The following is a 16,238-nucleotide window of genomic DNA, read 5'->3' on the forward strand; positions in this document are numbered from 1 at the left end:
GGCTCGCCCACCACGGCGCCGGGACCGAACTGTACTGTGATCACGTCACACCGCTGAGGCGGCTGCTTTCCGCAGGGCGGCCGCCGCGCCGTGCGAGATCGGCTCGCCGTGTCCGAAGACCGCCGTGTCGGCCTCCAGCTCGGCAAGCCGGTGCAGCGACTCGACGACCCGGGCGCGGTCGGTGTTGAAGACACCCAGCATGACCCGGCCGACGTGGACGACCGCGTCGCCGGTGAACAGCACCCCCGGCCCGGGCAGGTGGAGCGCGATCGACCCGTCCGTGTGCCCGGGCACCGCGACCACCACCGCCCCGCCACCGAACTCCAGCACATCGCCGTCCTCCACCTCCCGGTCGACCCGGCACGGCGGGGCGGGCGGCAGCGGCGGAAGGGCCGCCCGGATCGGCACCTCGAACTCCTCCAGTACCGGCGGCGCCCCGGCCGCCTCGCCCCGGATCACCGGCGCCTCCAGCCGATGAGCCACCACCTCCGCGCCGTGCCGGGCGGCCAGTTCGGCAGCCGAGCCCGTATGGTCCTCGTGCCAGTGCGTCAGCACGATCCGCCGCAGCTCGCCCTCAAGTACTTCCTCGATCTTCGCCGCGCAGTCCGCCGTCCCGGCGTCGATCAGGGTCAGCCCGTCGTCGTCCCGCCACAGATAGGCCGCCCCCACGGGGAAGCGGAGCATACGCAGCCTTGGCAGCACCTCGATCACATCCATGCCCCCAGCCTGCACGGTCACTCCGGCGACCACGCCCTCGTTCGCTGACGGCTCACCAGGCGCACGGGACAACCAAGCCGCCAACGCGCGCCCTCCACACGGTCGAGGTAGAACGCCGGGCGAGACGGGGAAGGCTTTCTGCCGGGCGTGGGCACGCTTCTATCGCTGCACACTCTTGGACAGGTACATGGACGAAACTTCATAGCCATTGCATTGATACATGGCAATGGCTGCCTCGTTGTCCCCGACGACGTTCAAATTGAGCGACGTCTTGCCCTCGCGGGCAACGAGTTCCTCTGCGGCGGCGAGGATGGCGGATCCGTATCCGCGGCGCTGGAACTGCGCGAAGACGTTGATGTCGTACAGCCAGGCTGAGTTGATGGTGCCGGAACCATGGCGGGGATCCGGACCGATCCACGCGTTCCCCACAACCTCGCCCGAGCCGTTCTCCGCCACCACGAGATGATGACCGGCCGTGTCGAGCCCGTCCGGGAGGAACTGAGCCGTGCCCTGATGAACCCGCTCTCGCGCCAACTCCTGGGGCATGAACTTACTGAGTTCACGGACCGACTCGGCTTCCCGGCGCCCGGTCGCCACGTCGTACTCCGACGGCGTCATTTTCCGCAAGGTCACCTTCTGTGCGTCCATGCCACCATCTTCAGCATGTCACAGGCGAGAGCGGTACCGAGTTTCCAGGCCCGACACGTGCAACCGGAGCAGAGACCCCCACTCGCTGAGGCCGGCCCGATGGTTCGGGGATCAGCCTCGTGCTCTACTGAGGGGGTTGCTGCCCTCAGGCCGGGCGGAGTTGCCTGATGGTCTGCTCGGTCGACCACACCGCGCTGGCCAGGAAGCGGAAGTTGATGAGGGCGGACAGATAGCCGTCGCCTTCGGGCAGCCGGGGTCCGGCGGTGGCGTCGCGGACGACGGCGACTTCGAATCCCTGCTCGATCAGCTCCCGCAGGTGCCCTTCGGTGCACAGGTTGGCCGCCATGCCGGCGAGAATCACCTGCGAGACGCCGCGCTTGCGGAGTTGGAGGACGAGGTCGTTCGACTCCGGCCCCACGATCTTGTGCGGGGAGGCGATGACGGTCTTCCCGTCCAGGATACCGCGACCTCTCCACCAGCTCCGTGCCGCACATCACGGCCGACGCCCACAGCGCCGGGTTCGCCGACCCCGCCACCCACACGCCCGGGCAGGCCGCGGCCTTCGCCGAACGCCTGCGGCTGATCGAGGAGTTGGAGAGCGCGGACGCGGTGCTGATCGGCGCCCAGAACTATCTGACGGCGGTCCTCTCCGACATGCTCGGTCTCGACCTCGATTTCATCGTGCCGGAGCTGACGATGGCCCCGCACAACCCGGCCATGACCGAACTGGTGCCGCTGTTCGAGTCCTCCCGCGAGCGCGCGCTGCAGGACGCGGCCACCAGGGCGAAGAGCCTCGCCGAACGCTTCGCCGCGGGGCAGCGGTCCGGCCCAGGGTTCGACCGACCCCGGCTGACGGGCGGGCCGGGCTGCGCAACAGCACCCGGCCTTCCTCGCGCACGCTCTCAACCGCCGTCGCGGGCCGGTTCGTCACGGTCGGACAGACGGCGAAATCCCATGTGCGTCGATGAGTTGGTCCACGGCCGCCGCGACCGCCTCGGGGCTGGAGATCATCGTCAGGTGCCGGGCGCCCGGGATGAGCGTCGGAGGCGGTGCGCCGATGCGCCGGGCGGTCTCGTACGGCGCCTGCCGGGTGAACACGTCGTCCTGCGCCCCGAACACCACCGCCTTGGGCAGGTCGAGACCGGCGAGCCGCGCGACCCGGTCGGCAGGCAGGCCCGGTACGCCTTCGGCCAGCATGCTCCACAGGGCGCCCTCTCCGCCCGGCACCTGGAGCGGGCGTCGCCATTGATCCAGGCCGGCGGCGTCCAGCGGCGGGCAGGCAGGCCCGCACTGCGCGTCGTACAGGCTCCGGATCACGGCGTCGATCCCGAGTCCGATGCGCAGCAGGCTGGTGCGGTAGGGGTCGATCAGCACGTACTTGAAGGCCGGCGGCGGGCCGGCACCCGTGTCGAGGGCGTCGCCGTCGAGCAGCATCACGCCCCCCAGCCGGCCAGGAGCGCGCAGCGCGGCCTCGGTGACCACGGCGGCTCCGCTGGAGTGCCCCACCAGCAGCGGGCGCTCGCCGGGGCCGCCGAGGTGCATGGCGTCGAGGAACCCCAGCAACTGCCGGGTGAAATGGTCGACGGTGTACGGGCCGTGGCGTTCGCTGTATCCGTCGCCGGTCAGGTCGAGCGCGTATACGCGGTGATTGCCGGCCAGCAGCGGGGCCAGGCGCGACCAGGTGTCCACGGTCTCGAAGGCGCCGTGCACCAGGACGACCGGTGAGCCCGTCGCGCCCCAGGTCTGGTAGCGCGTGCGGATGTCGGCGGCCTGGACGTACCTGAGTCCCGGCGGAGGCGCGGCGCGGCCGGCGGTGAATCCGTTGTAGGCGAACGAGGCCGCCGTGACGGCCACCAGCAGCATGGCGCAGCCCAGCGCGGCGCGCCGCAGCCACCGCCGCAGCCGTGAACGGCGCGGCCGGGGCGCGCCGTCGGCAGGTGGCGCCGGCGAAGTGGGCGCCGGAAGGGCATCGCCACCTGTGTGGAGATCAGCTGTCACACACCACAGGATCGCCCACCGGCAGGGCCGTGGTCGTCCTGCGGGAGGAGTCCTTGTGACTACTCCGCCGGTTGTACGGGCCTCGGTTCAGGCCGCGCGGCTGCCCGGCCGGTCAATGCCCGAGCCGGGCCGTTCGCACAGCCGCCGAGCCGGCCTGCTCGGCCTATTTGTAGAAGACGGCCACGCCTCCGTGGTGCGAGCAGGCGCCCTGATGGTGGGCGGCATAGGAGTAGGTGCCGTCGTTGCACAGAGCCGTGGCGCCGTTTCCGGCACTGCTGGAACCGCCCGAGGAACTCGAGCCGCCGCTCCCCGACGAACCGCCCGACGAACCGCCCGACGAACCGCCGGACGAACCGCCACTGCCTCCCGAACCCGCCGCGGCGGCCCTCGCGGTGACGGTCACCTTCACCTCGACGGTCTCCGTGGCCGTAGCCGTCACCGTCGGTGCCGGCTTCGGGGTCGCGGTCTCCGTGGCGGTGGCTGTCGCGGTGACAGTGGCCGTCGGACGCACCTTCTCGACGACGGGCTTCACCGTATTGCTGCCCTGATCGCCGGCGCCCGCGCCGATTCCCATGAAGAAGGCGAGGCCCATCACGGGCAGCACATAGCGCTTCCGCGCCCACTTGGGGGCAGGCCGGACAGGTTGTGGCGGAATGGCGTACGGATTGGTCATAGGTCCCCCCAGAACGCGTTGGCAGCGCCGGCCGTGGCGTCGGCTGTGACATCTTGGCGTGCTGCTCGGTGCGGCGGTTGCCCGTTCGTGACGTCGGCCGAGAGCCGCAGAGGACTCCGCCGCCGCAACGCAGCGAGGCCACATCATGCCACAAGTCCGCCATGCGATATGCACACTTCGTTCACATGCATGACCGAGTGATCTGCTGGATGCGTGCGCGGAGGTGACCCCGTACGACGGCGTCCGTCGCCCTACCCGGTGAAGAGTTGCTTGGCCTTCAGGACGAGTTCGTAGAGGCCGTAGCACAGGGGCGCACCCACCCACAGCCAGGAGAAGAGGATCAGTGCTCGCCGGTCAGGCGTGCTGCTCGTGTCGGCCATCGGCGGCCTCCTTCGGTGCGTGGACGTGGTGGCGTGGGTGGACGGGACGTACGAACTCGTTGGCGACGAATCCGACGACGAGCAGCCCGATCATGATCATGAAGGAGAGGCCGTAGAGGGACGCACCGTGCTTGCCCGCCTCCTCCTGGCGGTCGGCGATCCAGTTCACGATCAGCGGGCCGAGGACGCCGGCGGTCGACCAGGCGGTGAGCAGCCGGCCGTGGATCGCGCCGACCTCGTAGGTCCCGAACAGGTCCTTCAGATAGGCGGGGACCGTCGCGAATCCGCCGCCGTAGAAGGAGAGGATCACGAGCGCGCAGAGGACGAACAGCGGCTTGGACGAGTCGCCGAACGACGCGATGAGCAGGTACATGAGCGCGCCGACGCCCAGGTAGACGCGGTAGATGTTCTTGCGTCCGATCAGGTCGGAGGTCGAGGACCAGCCGATGCGGCCCGCCATGTTGGCCGCCGACAGCAGGGCGACGAAGCCGGCGGCCGCGAACGCCGACACCGGGGTGGAGGTGTCCGCGAAGAAGTCCGTGATCATCGGGGCGGCCTTCTCGAGGATGCCGATGCCGGCGGTCACGTTCATGCAGAGCACGAGCCACAGGCACCAGAACTGCGGGGTGCGTACGGCGCTGCGGGCGGAGACCTGAACGCCGGCGACGGCGCTCGGACCGTTCTCGACGGGCTTCCTGGCGCGAGGCACCCGCACCAACAGGACGCCCAGGGACATGAACACCGCGTACGTCAGTCCGTGCACGAGGAAGGCGAGGGCGATCCCCGAGTGGTCGGCGCCGAACGAGTTCAGCATCTGCGCCGACCAGGGTGACGCGATCAGCGCGCCGCCGCCGAAGCCCATGATGGCGATGCCGGTGGCCATTCCGGGCCGGTCCGGGAACCACTTGATCAGGGTGGAGACGGGCGAGATGTAGCCGATGCCCAGTCCGATGCCGCCGACGAACCCGTAGCCGAGGACGATCAGCCAGTACTGCTCGGTCTGCGCCCCCAGTGCGGCGAGCAGGAATCCGGAGGAGAAGCAGACCAGGGCGACGGTCATCGCCCAGCGCGGTCCGTTGCGTTCCACGAGCGTGCCGCCGAACGCGGCGGACAGACCGAGCATCACGATGGCCAGCTGGAACGGCAGCGCGCTCTGCGTGCCGTCGAGGTGCAGCGCGGACTCCAGGGGCGGTTTGAACACGCTCCAGGCGTAGGCCTGGCCGATGGACAGATGGACCGACAGAGCGGCGGGCGGAATCAGCCAGCGGCTCCATCCCGGGGGAGCAACAGGAGCACTCATGATCCCGGACGGTACGAATCCCGTGCCTTGTTGAACACCATTCGGTCTACCGTATGCGGTAAGCGGCATCCCTCGTGCGACGAACGGTCGTACCCCCCGGTTTTCCCCGGTCGACGAGGCCACCGCCGGTGGGTCGTGGCACCGGTGGTGGCCGGTAGTTGTCGGTCTACGGTGTGGGTGTCAGTTCCGCGCGGCCGAACAACAGGGCATAGCCCGGTGGGAGTTGGGTCAGGACACGGTTCACGAGTTCGTCGCCGACCAGGCTCGGCAGGACGCTCAGGACCGAGCTGACGTCCCAGCGGGCCGTGGCGGGAGTGGCCCCCTCCATTCGGACCGCCACCGAGTCGACGAATTCCTGAGCCGTGAGCGGGCGTGTGGCCGGGATCTGGCCGGCGACCACCCGGGCCGCTTCCTCGGGCAGGGCGCGCGCGAGGTCGACGCGCTCGTCCCCGACCACATGTCCGCCGAGGGCCGACAGGACGATACGGGTGACTCGTTCCGCCTCCGCCCGGGTGGGGTACCGGCCGGAGTCCCGTACCTTCTCGGTCAGTTCGACCCATCCGGCGTCGTGTCCCGGGCTCCCGGCCGGCGTGCGCGGGGTGTTCACTGCGGTGGGCGCCGTCGTCGCGGTCACCTGTGGGCTCTCCTCCTCTCATGCGCGCGGGGTACCGCGTCCCGCAGCCGAGCGGCGCGCGGCTGCGGGACGCGTGGCGCGATGTGCGGTTACTTGCCGAGTTCCTTGCGTCCTGCGCCGCCAGAGATCTGGATGCGGCGCGGCTTGGCCTGTTCGGCCACCGGAATGCGCAGCGTCAGCACGCCGGCGTCGTACGCGGCGTCGATGCGTTCCGTGTCGAGGGTGTCGCCGAGGAAGAGCTGCCGGGTGAAGGAGCCCGTGGGCCGCTCGGCGACGATCACTTCCGCGCCCTCGGGGGCGGGGTTCTTGCGCTCGGCGCGGACGTTCAGGACATTGCGCTCGACGTCGAGTTCGATCGTCTCGGGGTCGATGCCGGGAAGGTCGAAGTGGACGATGAAGTCGTCCCCCGACCGGTAGGCGTCCATCGCCATCGCGACGGGGCGGGCGGCGGAGCCGAGGACCTGCTGCGCGAGTCGGTCGAATTCGCGGAACGGGTCGGTACGCATGAGCATCACGGGTCACTCCTCTCTTTCAGGCGCTGAGGTGCGATGCCCTACGACTTCTTATATAGCCCGAAGGAGGAAACTTGACAAGCCTCGACTCAGACAAGAGGTCTGCGCAGGTCAGGTCGGGGAGCCGGGGCCGGGAGGGATGTGGACGGTCATGATCAGGTGGCAGGTGCCGGCGCCCGAGCCGCGGTAGGTGTGGGCGGTGTCGCCGTCGAAGGTGGCGGTCTGTCCGGCTTCGACGGGATGCTCGGTGCCGTCGACGATCAGCGTCATCCGGCCGGACGTGACGCTGACGGTTTCCACGACGCCGGCCTGGTGGGGGTGGCTGGGGTATTCCTCGCCCGGCTCCAGCCTCCAGCGCCAGACCTCGACCGGAGCCGGTCCGGAGGTGGTCAGCATGAGCCGGGCCTCGCTGCCCAGTTCCCCGGCCCACAGGGGCATGACGGCGTCGGCGGACACCACGCGGACGCGGCCTTCGGCCGGTCCCTCCATCAGCGCGGACACCGAGATGCCGAGGGTGTCGGCGAGGCGGACCAGGGTGGCGAAGTTCGGGTTGCCCTGGGCTTTCTCAAGGCCGACCAGGGCGCCCTTGCTGACCTTGGCGCGGCGGCCCAGTTCGTCCAGGGACAGGCCCGCGCGCGTGCGCGCGGCTCTGACGTTGTGCGCGAGCGTGCGCAGGGCTGCTTCGGCCTCGGACACCTGATCACCGTCCTGACGAGTGGAGCACTGGAATGGACCGTCCGGTCGTTTGGTTGACAACACGCGGTCGTTTCATTGTACGGTCGAGTCGTTCCGATGTGAAAGTGAAGGAATTGCCGTGCTCGCTCTGCTGCTGGCCCTGGGCAGCTCTCTCGCCTACGGATGCGCCGATTTCCTCGGGGGCGTCGGCGCCCGCAAGGCGCATGTGCTGCGCACCGTGCTGGTCGCGGCTCCGGCCAGTCTCGCCGTCGAACTCCTGCTGTGGCCCGTCCTGGGCGCCTCGTTCACCTGGGCGAGCGTCGGGTGGGGCGCGGCCTCCGGGGTCGCGTCGGCCGCCGCGTTCGTCCTGCTGTACAAGACCCTGGCGATCGGCCCCATGAACGTGCTGTCGCCGCTCACCGCGCTGGTGTCCGCCGCGCTGCCGGTCGCGGTCGGGCTGCTCCAGGGCGAGCGCCTGGGCGTGGCGGGCCTCGTGGGTCTGCCGCTGGCGCTGGTGGCCGTGGTCATGGTGAGCGCCGGGCACGGAGCGCGCTCGTCGCGTCCGTCGCGGACGGCTCTGCTGCTGGCCTTCGGCGCGGGTGCCGCCATCGCCCTTCAGCTCGTCTGCCTGCACCAGGCGCCCTCCGACAGCGGCGTGGCCCCTCTGATCACCGGCAGAGCGGTCTCCTCGGCCGTCACCCTGGCCGCGGCCGCGGCGATGCACCGCCGGCTGGGCCCGGAGAGGCCCGCCTACGCGATCTCCGCGGCCGCCGGCGTACTCGACTCGCTCGCGAACCTGCTGTTCCTGCTCGCTGCCCGCAGCGGCGACCTCACCATCGTCGCCGTGATCACCGCCCTGTATCCGGCCGGCACGGTCCTGCTCGCCCGTGGCGTGCTCGCCGAACGCATCCACCGCGGCCAGCTCGTCGGCCTGGGCACCGCCGCCCTCGCGGTCGGCCTCCTCGCCCTCACCTGACCAACCGCCCTTCCCCTCAAGGAGAACCGCATGTTCATCCAGCCCTGGGACGCCTCCCTCGACGACACCGAATGGCAGACCTGGATCGCCGACGACCACGACTTCGGCCAGCTCAGCGTCAACGGCCTGCCCGGCCAGGCGCCCGTCGTCGTCCCCACCCACTTCACCACCGGCAACGGCGAACTGCTGATCCACCTCGCCCGGCCCAACCCGGTCTGGAAGGCGATCGAGCACGACCCGAACGTCACCTTCACCGTCTTCGGCGACTACGCCTTCGTCCCCGGACCCTGGCGCGCCCAGCCCGGCATCCCGCCCACCGAGGGCGTGCCCACCAGCTACTACGCGGCCGTCCAGTTCACCTGCCGCGCCCGCATCGTCGACGACCCCGAGGCCAAGGCCGACCTGCTGCGCCGCCAGATGGCCCATTTCCAGCCCGATGGCGACCACGCTCCCGTCGACGTCGACCAGCCGCCCTACGGGCGGATGCTGCCCGGAATCCGCGGTCTGCGCCTGGAAGTCACCGAGGTGCGCGCCAAGTTCAAGTACGACGACCACAAGCCGGTCGAGCACCGCACCAGCGTCGCCGGCCGGCTCACGGAGCGCGGCCAGGGCCTTGACGTGCCCACCGCGCGCCAGCAGTTGCGCCGCCTGGACCGCATCGGCTCCTGGAAGCCCTGACCCTCACCGGCCGGCACGCGCACAAGACAGGACCTCGCCCATGACCGCCTTCCGTATCAGCCCCGCCGTCGCCGACGCCTTCCCGGACACCCTCATCGCCCTGGTCACCGCCACCGGGCTGCGCGGCCACGAGCCCTGGCACGACACCATCACCGCTGTCGAGGACCTGGAGCAGCAACTCGCCCTCGGCATATGGCGGCCTGCCGACGAGAGCGACCAACGCGTCGAGGCGTGGCACACCGCCTACCGCTCCTTCGGCACCAACCCCCGGCGTATCCGCCCCAGTGTCGACGCCCTCGGACGGCGCATGGCCAAGAAGGGCGCGCTCCCCCGCATCAACCCGGCGGTCGACTCCTACAACTCCGTCTCCGTGCGCCACGGACTGCCCGCCGGCGCCTTCGACCTGGGCCACGTCACGGGCGACGTCGACATCCGGTACGCCGACGGAAGCGAGGATTTCACCCCGCTCGGCGAACCCGGAACCGTCGAGCACCCCAAGCCCGGCGAGATCATCTACGCCGACGCCGATGGGGTGCTCACCCGCCACTGGAACCACCGCGACGCCCACCGCACCCGCGTCACCGAGGACTCCGCCCACGTCGCCTTCGTCCTGGAAACCCTCCACGCCACCCGCGACGGCGACATCCTCAAGGTCGCGGCGGACGAACTCCAGGGTCTGCTCGCCCCGCATGCCGAGCAGACCACGGTGCACTACCTGAGCCCCGCCCGCCCCGACGCCGTCACCTGACCGCTTGCGTCCGGTGCGGGGAGAGCCTGGACAGTCCGGCCCTCCCCTTGTGCGGAGCGGGAGTTACTCGGTTACTCGGTGACCTCGTGGTCGTGGCCCTCGTGCAGGCCGCCGCCGCTGCCCGCCGAGCCCTTGGTGTTCTGCGGCGTCACCGGCTTGCTCAGGAGGCTGGTGTCCCAGGCGTACTGGCCCACCGCGTTGGCGATGACGTCGATGTTGACGTCGAATGCCTTCATGTTGATGTTCTTCAGGGTGTCGCAGGCGGCGTGGTAGCAGGCGTCGTACGCGACGCCCGCCTTACCGCCGTACACCTTTGCCTGCACGGCCGTCTTGATGCCCTCGGCGCCGGTGAACGTGCCGCCCGAGGGGATGCCCACCTCGATGAACGGCCCGTAGTCCGACCGGCCGGTGAAGTCGGTGCCCTCGTGCGGGATGCGCCTGCTGTCCAGGTAGTCGGTGATCTGCCGCTCCAGCTGCGCCGAGCCCTCAGGGCCGGGGCCCGCGCCGACCTGGTCGGAGTCGTCGCCGTCGTAGACGAACTGGGCGTAGTTCGGCGAGGCGATCATGTCGAAGTTCAGGTACAGCTTGACCTTCGCACGGTCCGCCGCGGAGAGGCTGTCGACGTACGCCTCCGAGCCCAGCAGGCCGAACTCCTCGGCCGACCACCAGGCGAAACGCACCTTGTTCTTGACCTTCTCGTGGGCGAGGTTCAGGGCCACGTCGAGGATGCCGGCGGAGCCGGAGCCGTTGTCGTTGATGCCCGGGCCGGCCGCCACCGAGTCCAGGTGGGCGCCGAACATCACCACGTTGTCGGCGCTGCCGGTCCTGGTCTCGGCGATCACGTTGTAGGTGTGCCGGGTCTCCGCGAAGGTGCGGATCTCCAGGTTGACGGTCACCGCGCCGGCGGCGGCCCTGGCCGCGAGCGCCTCGCCGTCCGCCTGCGTCACGCCGCCGGCCGGGATCCTGGCGGCGGACGGGTCGCCCAGGGTGCCGTTGAGCGCGCCCTCGGTGTTGTTGTAGATGATCGCGCCGACCGCGCCGGCATCGGCGGCGGCCTCCTGCTTCTCCGCGAAGGTGCAGCCGCCGCGCTTGATCAGCGCGATCTTGCCGGTGAACGTCCCGGAGGCGTAGTCCCCCGGCTCGCAGCCGGTGGTGTCGTCGACCGGCACCACCGCGACCGGGGCGGTGAGGCCGCCGACCGGGCTGCTGGCCGAGTACGTCATGGCGATCAACGGGACGTCCTGCTGCTGCGGCGACACCACCCGCAGGTTCTGCGCCAGCGTCTCGGTGAAGGGGTAGTCGAACTCGTTCCGGGTCACCGAGTACCCGGCCTTCCGCAGCAGGCTCTCGACGTACTCGGCCGACTGCCGGTGCCCCTCCGACCCGGCCACCCGGGTGTTGCCGTTCTTGTCCGCGATCCGCTGGAACTTCTTCAGATGCTCGTAGGCATCCTCGGCGTTGCTCTTCTTGACGAGCTTCTTCGCGAGCTGGGCAGCCTCCTTGGCAGGGTCACTGTGGGCGGAGGCGGTGCCCGAACCGATCAGCAGCAGCGGCGCTATGAGCCCTGCGGCGGATACGGCGGCTACCGTGGTACGGCGGTTCCGAGCGTTCAAGACGCTTCCTTCCGGCAGTCCATCAGAAATGGGCGTAGTGGCCGAAAACAGGCCGAGGGACGTGCGGCGGTACGCCGGGGCAGGCAGAAACGACCGGATCGCACCGTTCCCCTGCCACCGGCAAGGAGAAAGGTATCTGCTCAGTAAACGCTTGGTAATGGGTTGACAAGAATCTTCGACGCCGGCGCCGTCCACACAGGTGCGGAAGTCACCGGTCGGCCGTCGGAGCAGCGGTAGTTGACCTGATGTCACCGGTGCTGGCTACAGTCCACGGCATGTCGAAGGTTGATGTCGGCCGCTATCTGGAGCGGCTGGGGGTCGCGGCTCCCGGCGCGCCGTCAGTGGCGGGGCTGCGGGCGCTGCACGCCGCTCATGTGGCCCGGGTGCCGTACGAGACGCTGGAGATCCATCTGGGGCGGGCGACCACGGTGGATCCTGAGGAGTCGGTGGACCGGATCCTGAGGGGGCGCGGCGGCTACTGCTTCCATCTCAACGGAGCCTTCGCCACCCTGCTCGACGCCCTGGGGTACGCCGTGACGTGGCACCGCGGCGGAGTCCAGGGCAGTGCGGCCGCCGACCCGCCCGGAGCGAACGCCAACCATCTGGCGCTCACGGTGGTCTGCGAGGGCGAGACCTGGTTCGTCGACGTCGGGCTCGGTGACGGGCTGTACGAGCCGCTGCCGCTCCGTGCCGGGGAATACCGGCAGGGGCCCTTCGCCTATCGGCTCTCCCGGTCGGCGGTCGAGCCCGGCGGGTGGCGCTTCGACCACGATCCCCGTGGCTCCTTCGCCGGGATGGACTTCACCATGGCGCCCGCCGGTCCGGAGGACTTCGCCGAGCGGCACCGGGAGTTGTCCACCTCGCCGAGTTCGGGGTTCGTCCGGGTCGTCTCCGCGGTCCGCAGGGACGCGGCCGGCACGGACGAGTTGCGGGGCTGCGTGCTGGTGCGGACGGACGGCGACGGCCGGTCGGAGCGCGAACTGACCATCGAGGAAGCCTGGTTCGCGGCCCTCGCGGAGGTCTTCGGGCTCACCCTCACGGATGTGGGCGAGGACGAGCGAGCCGCGCTCTGGGCCAGGGTGCGGTCGGCCCACCGGGCGTGGCTCGCCGCCCGCGCCGGCTGACCGGACGGCCCGTCACCAGCAGTGCGGGAGTCCCGCCGGGCGGTGGCCGCCCGGCGGGATCGGTGCCGTGGTGCCGGCCGGGTCAGTCGAAGTACTCCGGCTGGGTCTGGACGTTCAGCTGGTCCAGGTGGATCTTCCGGGCCGGGTCGGTGCGCCGGTCGTTGACCTTGAGCACGTCGAAGCCCTTGGCGATGTCGTTCGAGTAGATGTAGCCGTTGTAGTAGTACGCGGACCAGGAGCCGCCCACGGTCAGCCTGTCGGTGCTGAGCGGTCCGCGCTCGAAGTAGCCGATCTCCTTCGGCTTCGTCGAGTCGGTGAAGTCCCAGACCGAGACGCCGCCCTGGTACCAGGCCTGGACCATGAGGTCGCGGCCCTTGACCGGGATCAGCGAGCCGTTGTGGGCGACGCAGTTCTCGGTGTCCGCCTGGTGGCGGGGGATCTTGAAGTAACCGCGGAAGACGAGCTTGCGGTGGTCGCCCTTGCCGACGATGTCGTAGATGCCGTCGGCGCCGCGGTTCGGGCCGATGGCCGCGTTGCAGGTCGCGGCGCCTCCGCCGCCGAGTTCGTCGGTGAAGACGACCTTCTTCGCGGTCTGGTTGAAGGTCGCCGAGTGCCAGAACGCGAAGTTGACGTTGTCCTGGACCTGGTCGATGACCTTCGGGTGCTCCGGGTCCTTGATGGACATCAGGATGCCGTCGCCCATGCAGGCGCCGGCGGCCAGGTCCTTGGACGGCAGCACGGTGATGTCGTGGCAGCCGGTCGTCTTGGAGACACCCGGGTTGGTGGGCGCGCCGGGGTTGCCGCCACCGTCGGGGCCGTCACCGGGGAAGAGCACCGCGAAGTTGACGAGCGCGGCCTTCTGGGGAGCGTCGCGCGGAACCTTGATGATCGAGATGCCGTCGTGCGGGGGCTGGCAGTCGGGGAAGGACGGGCTCGGGGAGTACGAGGACACGTAGATGTAGACGTTGCGGCCATGGGGAACGAGGGAGTGCGTGTGCGAGCCGCAGTTGGTCTCGACGGCCGCGACGTACTTGGGGCTCTTCTTGTTGCTGATGTCGAAGATCTTCATGCCCTCCCACGACGACTTCTCGGTCGCGGGCTGCGACGTGCTGGAGCAGGAGTTGTCGCTGCGTGAGGAGTCGGTCGACAGGAACAGCAGGTTCCCGTAGACGGACACGTCGTTCTGCGATCCCGGGCACAGCACCTGGGAAACCGTCTTGGGCGCCTTCGGGTTGCTGATGTCGAAGACGCGGAAGCCGTCGTAGTTGCCGGCGAACGCGTACTTGCCCTGGAAGGCGAGGTCGGAGTTCAGGTCCTTCAGAGCGTCCTTGGGGACGTTGGCGAGGTGTTCGATGTTGTCGGAGTGGACGATCTCGTCCTGCGCGGGTATCTCGCCGTTGGCGATGGCCGTTCTGGTCTCGGCCGCGTCGCTCTTCGACACACGCTGGGGTGTGGTGGTGGCGTCGCCGGGGTCGGGCGTCGCCATGGCCGGAGCCGCGGTGAGCAGCGCCGCCAGCAGGCCGGTGGCTGCGGCCACAACCCCCAGGCGCCTCCGCCGTGTTCGGGGACTGTTCAACAGGTTCACTGTTTCCTCCCTGGTGTCCGTTCGCAAGGGAACGGTTCACGGACAGCCGCAGTATCGTACGCTTCATGTACAGATCAAAAGATGGCAATGCGTTCCGTGTGAAAGTCTTTGATCGTTCCAGGTGGCGGGCAGTCACCGCTCTCACCCTTGTCGCTCTCACCGTCGGCGCGTGCAACTCGGGCGCGGACTCCCCGGAGAAGAGGAGCGCGCCCGGTCCCTCGGTGATCGCTCCCGGCAAGCCCGGCGAGCCCGCCCGGACCCTGTCCGCGGAGGACGCCGCGAAGGAGATTCCCGACGACTCCCCCAACGCGGCGGACTTCGAGTACGTCCAGATGATGATCGTCCACCATGGCCAGGCCCTGGAGATGACCGAACTCGCCGCCCACCGGGCGAAGTCGGGCGATGTGAAGCGGATGGCCTCCCGCATCGCCGCGGGGCAGGGGCCGGAAATCGACGCCATGAAGGGGTGGTTGAAGAACCACGGCGGGGAGCGGCGCACAAGTGGCGGCGCGGGCTCGGAGCACGACCACGACCATGCCACGATGCCCGGCATGGCGACCGATGCGCAGTTGAAGCAGTTGCGCGCGGCTCGGGGCGTGGCCTTCGACGAGCTGTTCCTGACCCTCATGATCGCGCACCACTACGGGGCGATCACCATGGCCACCTCGGTGCTCTCGGACGGCAACAACGTACAGGTCGAGGAGATGGCGAACGAAGTGATCGCCCAGCAGACCAGCGAGATCAGCCGGATGCGCGAGATGCCCTGACGCCCGGCACGGCGTCCCGCCGGCCGCTCGGCGGCGCGATGAGCGACCACGGTCGCCTCACGCCCCCGGGCGGCACGGCGCAGGAGCCCTGTGCTGCGGGTGGTGGCCCTCGCCGACGGGCGCGGCCGGAGCCCCGCGCCGGCCCGGTTGATTGCCCGGCTCAGGCCCGGTGGGGAGTGGCGTCGCGGGTCGGCCCATGATGGCCGTCATGGAGAACGCGGTCGAAAAGATCAAGGTCTGGTTCCGGTTCGTCCCACGTCAGGGATGGCTTCCCCAGGACACCGAGGGTCTTTGGGCGACGAAGCTCGACGGCAGCACGGCCAGGGTGCGGAACGTCCCCTTCCTTCAGGACGGGGTGGCCGAGGGTGACGTGGTGCGGTACCGGACCGACCCCGACGGGCGCCACTGGGCCGTCGGACGGGTCAGTGCCTCCGGGAACTGCACGATCCGCGTGGTGCCCGTGCCCACCGGCCCCCTGGGAAGCGGTCCGCAGGCGGTGCACCAGCGCATTTCGGCGTTCGGGCTCGGGGGCGAGGTGTTCAGCGAGGACCTCCCCCTGGTGGCCTTCACCGCACCGGCGGGCGCGGACTTCGCCGGACTCAAGGCGCTGCTGAACCGAGGGCGGGAGGAAGGGTGGTGGCACTACGAGGTCGGCTGCGGCACCGACGAGTGGTGGAGCGCCTGAGCCTCGGGAGGCTTCGACGGCCAGGCCACCCGCGAGAAGTTCGGCCGCGGCCTGGCCCTGGTCGGCCAGGACAACCTGCGCCGCATCGTCCTGCGCGAACGCGACCGGCCCGGCGCGGCCGACATCGGGCTGATCGACCTGACCGCCCGCTACGCCCTCGAGGCCGGCTCCCACGTCGTGGTGGAGGGCATCCTGTACGCCGACCGGCACGGCGACATGCTCGCGGCGCTGCACGCCGACCACCGCGGTCCGACGCACGCCTGCTACCTGGACGTGCCGTTCGAGGAAACCCTCGCCCTGCATGCCACCAAGCCGCAGGCGGGCGAATACGGCGAGACCGAGATGCGCGCCTGGTACCGGGACCGGGATCTGCTGCCCGGCGGCGTCGAGACCGTCATCGGCACCGACAGCGCTCCCCCCGCAACCGTCGACCGGATCATGCTCGAATCCGGCCTGGCCCGGCTCCCGGCCCCGGACCGCTGACGCCCCCCCCGGCGCGGTGGCGGGAATGCGGTGATGCGTTAT

At 69.9% G+C, this 16,238-nt stretch carries 19 protein-coding genes and 2 pseudogenes; 9 read left to right on the forward strand and 12 right to left on the reverse strand.

The window, feature by feature from the left end; translation table 11 throughout:
* Positions 1–45 precede the first annotated feature (45 nt).
* The 3 genes from ACF09J_RS25750 to ACF09J_RS25760 form a co-directional block, all read right to left on the reverse strand.
* Complete coding sequence (locus tag ACF09J_RS25750; RefSeq protein WP_392307800.1) at positions 46–717, reverse strand: MBL fold metallo-hydrolase; 672 nt, start codon at positions 715–717, stop codon at positions 46–48.
* A gap of 159 nt (positions 718–876) precedes the next feature.
* Positions 877–1,365: a GNAT family N-acetyltransferase gene (locus ACF09J_RS25755; protein WP_392307801.1), complete on the reverse strand. Its 489-nt coding sequence runs from the start codon at positions 1,363–1,365 to the stop codon at positions 877–879.
* Between the two features lie 145 nt (positions 1,366–1,510).
* Positions 1,511–1,783 carry a cysteine hydrolase family protein gene (locus tag ACF09J_RS25760; protein WP_392307802.1) on the reverse strand — a complete coding sequence of 91 codons (273 nt, stop codon included), beginning with the start codon at positions 1,781–1,783 and terminating at the stop codon, positions 1,511–1,513.
* Positions 1,784–1,824: 41 nt separating this feature from the next.
* Between ACF09J_RS25760 and ACF09J_RS25765 the strand changes: the two are divergent.
* Positions 1,825–2,178: pseudogene (locus ACF09J_RS25765) on the forward strand (FMN-dependent NADH-azoreductase); the annotation flags it as partial.
* A gap of 114 nt (positions 2,179–2,292) precedes the next feature.
* Here ACF09J_RS25765 and ACF09J_RS25770 read toward each other — a convergent pair.
* Complete coding sequence (locus ACF09J_RS25770) at positions 2,293–3,363, reverse strand: alpha/beta fold hydrolase (RefSeq protein WP_392307803.1); 1,071 nt, start codon at positions 3,361–3,363, stop codon at positions 2,293–2,295.
* Between the two features lie 163 nt (positions 3,364–3,526).
* The gene (locus ACF09J_RS25775) at positions 3,527–3,613 is read right to left on the reverse strand and encodes a DUF3761 domain-containing protein (protein WP_351516337.1); all 87 of its coding nucleotides are present in this window, start codon (positions 3,611–3,613) and stop codon (positions 3,527–3,529) included.
* Here ACF09J_RS25775 and ACF09J_RS25780 point away from each other — a divergent pair.
* The gene (locus ACF09J_RS25780) at positions 3,606–3,911 is read left to right on the forward strand and encodes a hypothetical protein (protein ID WP_392307935.1); all 306 of its coding nucleotides are present in this window, start codon (positions 3,606–3,608) and stop codon (positions 3,909–3,911) included. The genes ACF09J_RS25775 and ACF09J_RS25780 overlap by 8 nt on opposite strands.
* Before the next feature lie 376 nt (positions 3,912–4,287).
* On the opposite strand, the gene ACF09J_RS25785 is transcribed toward ACF09J_RS25780, so the two are convergent.
* The 5 genes from ACF09J_RS25785 to ACF09J_RS25805 form a co-directional block, all read right to left on the reverse strand.
* Complete coding sequence (locus tag ACF09J_RS25785; RefSeq protein WP_392307804.1) at positions 4,288–4,416, reverse strand: hypothetical protein; 129 nt, start codon at positions 4,414–4,416, stop codon at positions 4,288–4,290.
* Positions 4,391–5,716, reverse strand: coding sequence for an OFA family MFS transporter (locus ACF09J_RS25790; RefSeq protein ID WP_392307805.1), 1,326 nt, complete (start codon positions 5,714–5,716; stop codon positions 4,391–4,393). The genes ACF09J_RS25785 and ACF09J_RS25790 overlap by 26 nt, the downstream gene beginning before the upstream one ends.
* Before the next feature lie 166 nt (positions 5,717–5,882).
* Positions 5,883–6,350: a DUF2267 domain-containing protein gene (locus ACF09J_RS25795; protein WP_392307806.1), complete on the reverse strand. Its 468-nt coding sequence runs from the start codon at positions 6,348–6,350 to the stop codon at positions 5,883–5,885.
* An 89-nt stretch (positions 6,351–6,439) separates the two neighbouring features.
* A complete protein-coding gene (locus ACF09J_RS25800) occupies positions 6,440–6,862 on the reverse strand; it encodes an Hsp20/alpha crystallin family protein (RefSeq protein ID WP_392307928.1) in 423 nt (140 codons plus the stop codon).
* 111 nt (positions 6,863–6,973) lie between these two features.
* The gene (locus tag ACF09J_RS25805) at positions 6,974–7,558 is read right to left on the reverse strand and encodes a helix-turn-helix domain-containing protein (RefSeq protein WP_392307807.1); all 585 of its coding nucleotides are present in this window, start codon (positions 7,556–7,558) and stop codon (positions 6,974–6,976) included.
* Positions 7,559–7,676: 118 nt separating this feature from the next.
* On the opposite strand from ACF09J_RS25805, the gene ACF09J_RS25810 reads away from it, so the two are divergent.
* The 3 genes from ACF09J_RS25810 to ACF09J_RS25820 are packed head-to-tail and all read left to right on the forward strand — an operon-like array spanning position 7,677 to position 9,939.
* A complete protein-coding gene (locus tag ACF09J_RS25810) occupies positions 7,677–8,513 on the forward strand; it encodes an EamA family transporter (RefSeq protein ID WP_392307808.1) in 837 nt (278 codons plus the stop codon).
* A gap of 30 nt (positions 8,514–8,543) precedes the next feature.
* Positions 8,544–9,191 carry an FMN-binding negative transcriptional regulator gene (locus ACF09J_RS25815; protein WP_392307809.1) on the forward strand — a complete coding sequence of 216 codons (648 nt, stop codon included), beginning with the start codon at positions 8,544–8,546 and terminating at the stop codon, positions 9,189–9,191.
* Between the two features lie 40 nt (positions 9,192–9,231).
* Entirely contained in the window at positions 9,232–9,939 is a 708-nt protein-coding gene (locus ACF09J_RS25820) for a B3/4 domain-containing protein (RefSeq protein WP_392307810.1), read from the forward strand.
* Between the two features lie 71 nt (positions 9,940–10,010).
* On the opposite strand, the gene ACF09J_RS25825 is transcribed toward ACF09J_RS25820, so the two are convergent.
* On the reverse strand, positions 10,011–11,552 hold the full coding sequence (locus ACF09J_RS25825; RefSeq protein ID WP_392307811.1) for a M28 family metallopeptidase: 1,542 nt from the start codon (positions 11,550–11,552) through the stop codon (positions 10,011–10,013).
* 275 nt (positions 11,553–11,827) lie between these two features.
* Between ACF09J_RS25825 and ACF09J_RS25830 the strand changes: the two genes are divergently transcribed.
* Positions 11,828–12,676: an arylamine N-acetyltransferase gene (locus ACF09J_RS25830; RefSeq protein WP_392307812.1), complete on the forward strand. Its 849-nt coding sequence runs from the start codon at positions 11,828–11,830 to the stop codon at positions 12,674–12,676.
* A gap of 82 nt (positions 12,677–12,758) precedes the next feature.
* Here the strand turns inward: ACF09J_RS25830 and ACF09J_RS25835 are convergent, their stop codons facing one another.
* On the reverse strand, positions 12,759–14,261 hold the full coding sequence (locus ACF09J_RS25835) for an LVIVD repeat-containing protein (RefSeq protein WP_392307813.1): 1,503 nt from the start codon (positions 14,259–14,261) through the stop codon (positions 12,759–12,761).
* 65 nt (positions 14,262–14,326) lie between these two features.
* On the opposite strand from ACF09J_RS25835, the gene ACF09J_RS25840 reads away from it, so the two are divergent.
* The 3 genes and pseudogenes from ACF09J_RS25840 to ACF09J_RS25850 form a co-directional block, all read left to right on the forward strand.
* Complete coding sequence (locus ACF09J_RS25840) at positions 14,327–15,028, forward strand: DUF305 domain-containing protein (protein WP_392307814.1); 702 nt, start codon at positions 14,327–14,329, stop codon at positions 15,026–15,028.
* Between the two features lie 196 nt (positions 15,029–15,224).
* A complete protein-coding gene (locus ACF09J_RS25845) occupies positions 15,225–15,713 on the forward strand; it encodes a DUF4265 domain-containing protein (protein ID WP_392307815.1) in 489 nt (162 codons plus the stop codon).
* 30 nt (positions 15,714–15,743) lie between these two features.
* A pseudogene (locus ACF09J_RS25850) lies at positions 15,744–16,196 on the forward strand (kinase); the annotation flags it as partial.
* Positions 16,197–16,238: the final 42 nt, after the last annotated feature.

The sequence above is a fragment of the Streptomyces sp. NPDC014889 genome (genome assembly GCF_043081205.1).
GTDB lineage: Bacteria > Actinomycetota > Actinomycetes > Streptomycetales > Streptomycetaceae > Streptomyces.

Coding starts and splice junctions, on each gene's coding strand:
- ACF09J_RS25800 (WP_392307928.1), bottom strand. CDS start 6,862: ATGCTCATGCGTACCGACCCGTTCCGCGAATTCGACCGACTCGCGCAG.
- ACF09J_RS25845 (WP_392307815.1), top strand. CDS start 15,225: ATGATGGCCGTCATGGAGAACGCGGTCGAAAAGATCAAGGTCTGGTTC.
- ACF09J_RS25790 (WP_392307805.1), bottom strand. CDS start 5,716: ATGAGTGCTCCTGTTGCTCCCCCGGGATGGAGCCGCTGGCTGATTCCG.
- ACF09J_RS25815 (WP_392307809.1), top strand. CDS start 8,544: ATGTTCATCCAGCCCTGGGACGCCTCCCTCGACGACACCGAATGGCAG.
- ACF09J_RS25840 (WP_392307814.1), top strand. CDS start 14,327: ATGTACAGATCAAAAGATGGCAATGCGTTCCGTGTGAAAGTCTTTGAT.
- ACF09J_RS25820 (WP_392307810.1), top strand. CDS start 9,232: ATGACCGCCTTCCGTATCAGCCCCGCCGTCGCCGACGCCTTCCCGGAC.
- ACF09J_RS25830 (WP_392307812.1), top strand. CDS start 11,828: ATGTCGAAGGTTGATGTCGGCCGCTATCTGGAGCGGCTGGGGGTCGCG.
- ACF09J_RS25755 (WP_392307801.1), bottom strand. CDS start 1,365: ATGGACGCACAGAAGGTGACCTTGCGGAAAATGACGCCGTCGGAGTAC.
- ACF09J_RS25750 (WP_392307800.1), bottom strand. CDS start 717: ATGGATGTGATCGAGGTGCTGCCAAGGCTGCGTATGCTCCGCTTCCCC.
- ACF09J_RS25785 (WP_392307804.1), bottom strand. CDS start 4,416: ATGGCCGACACGAGCAGCACGCCTGACCGGCGAGCACTGATCCTCTTC.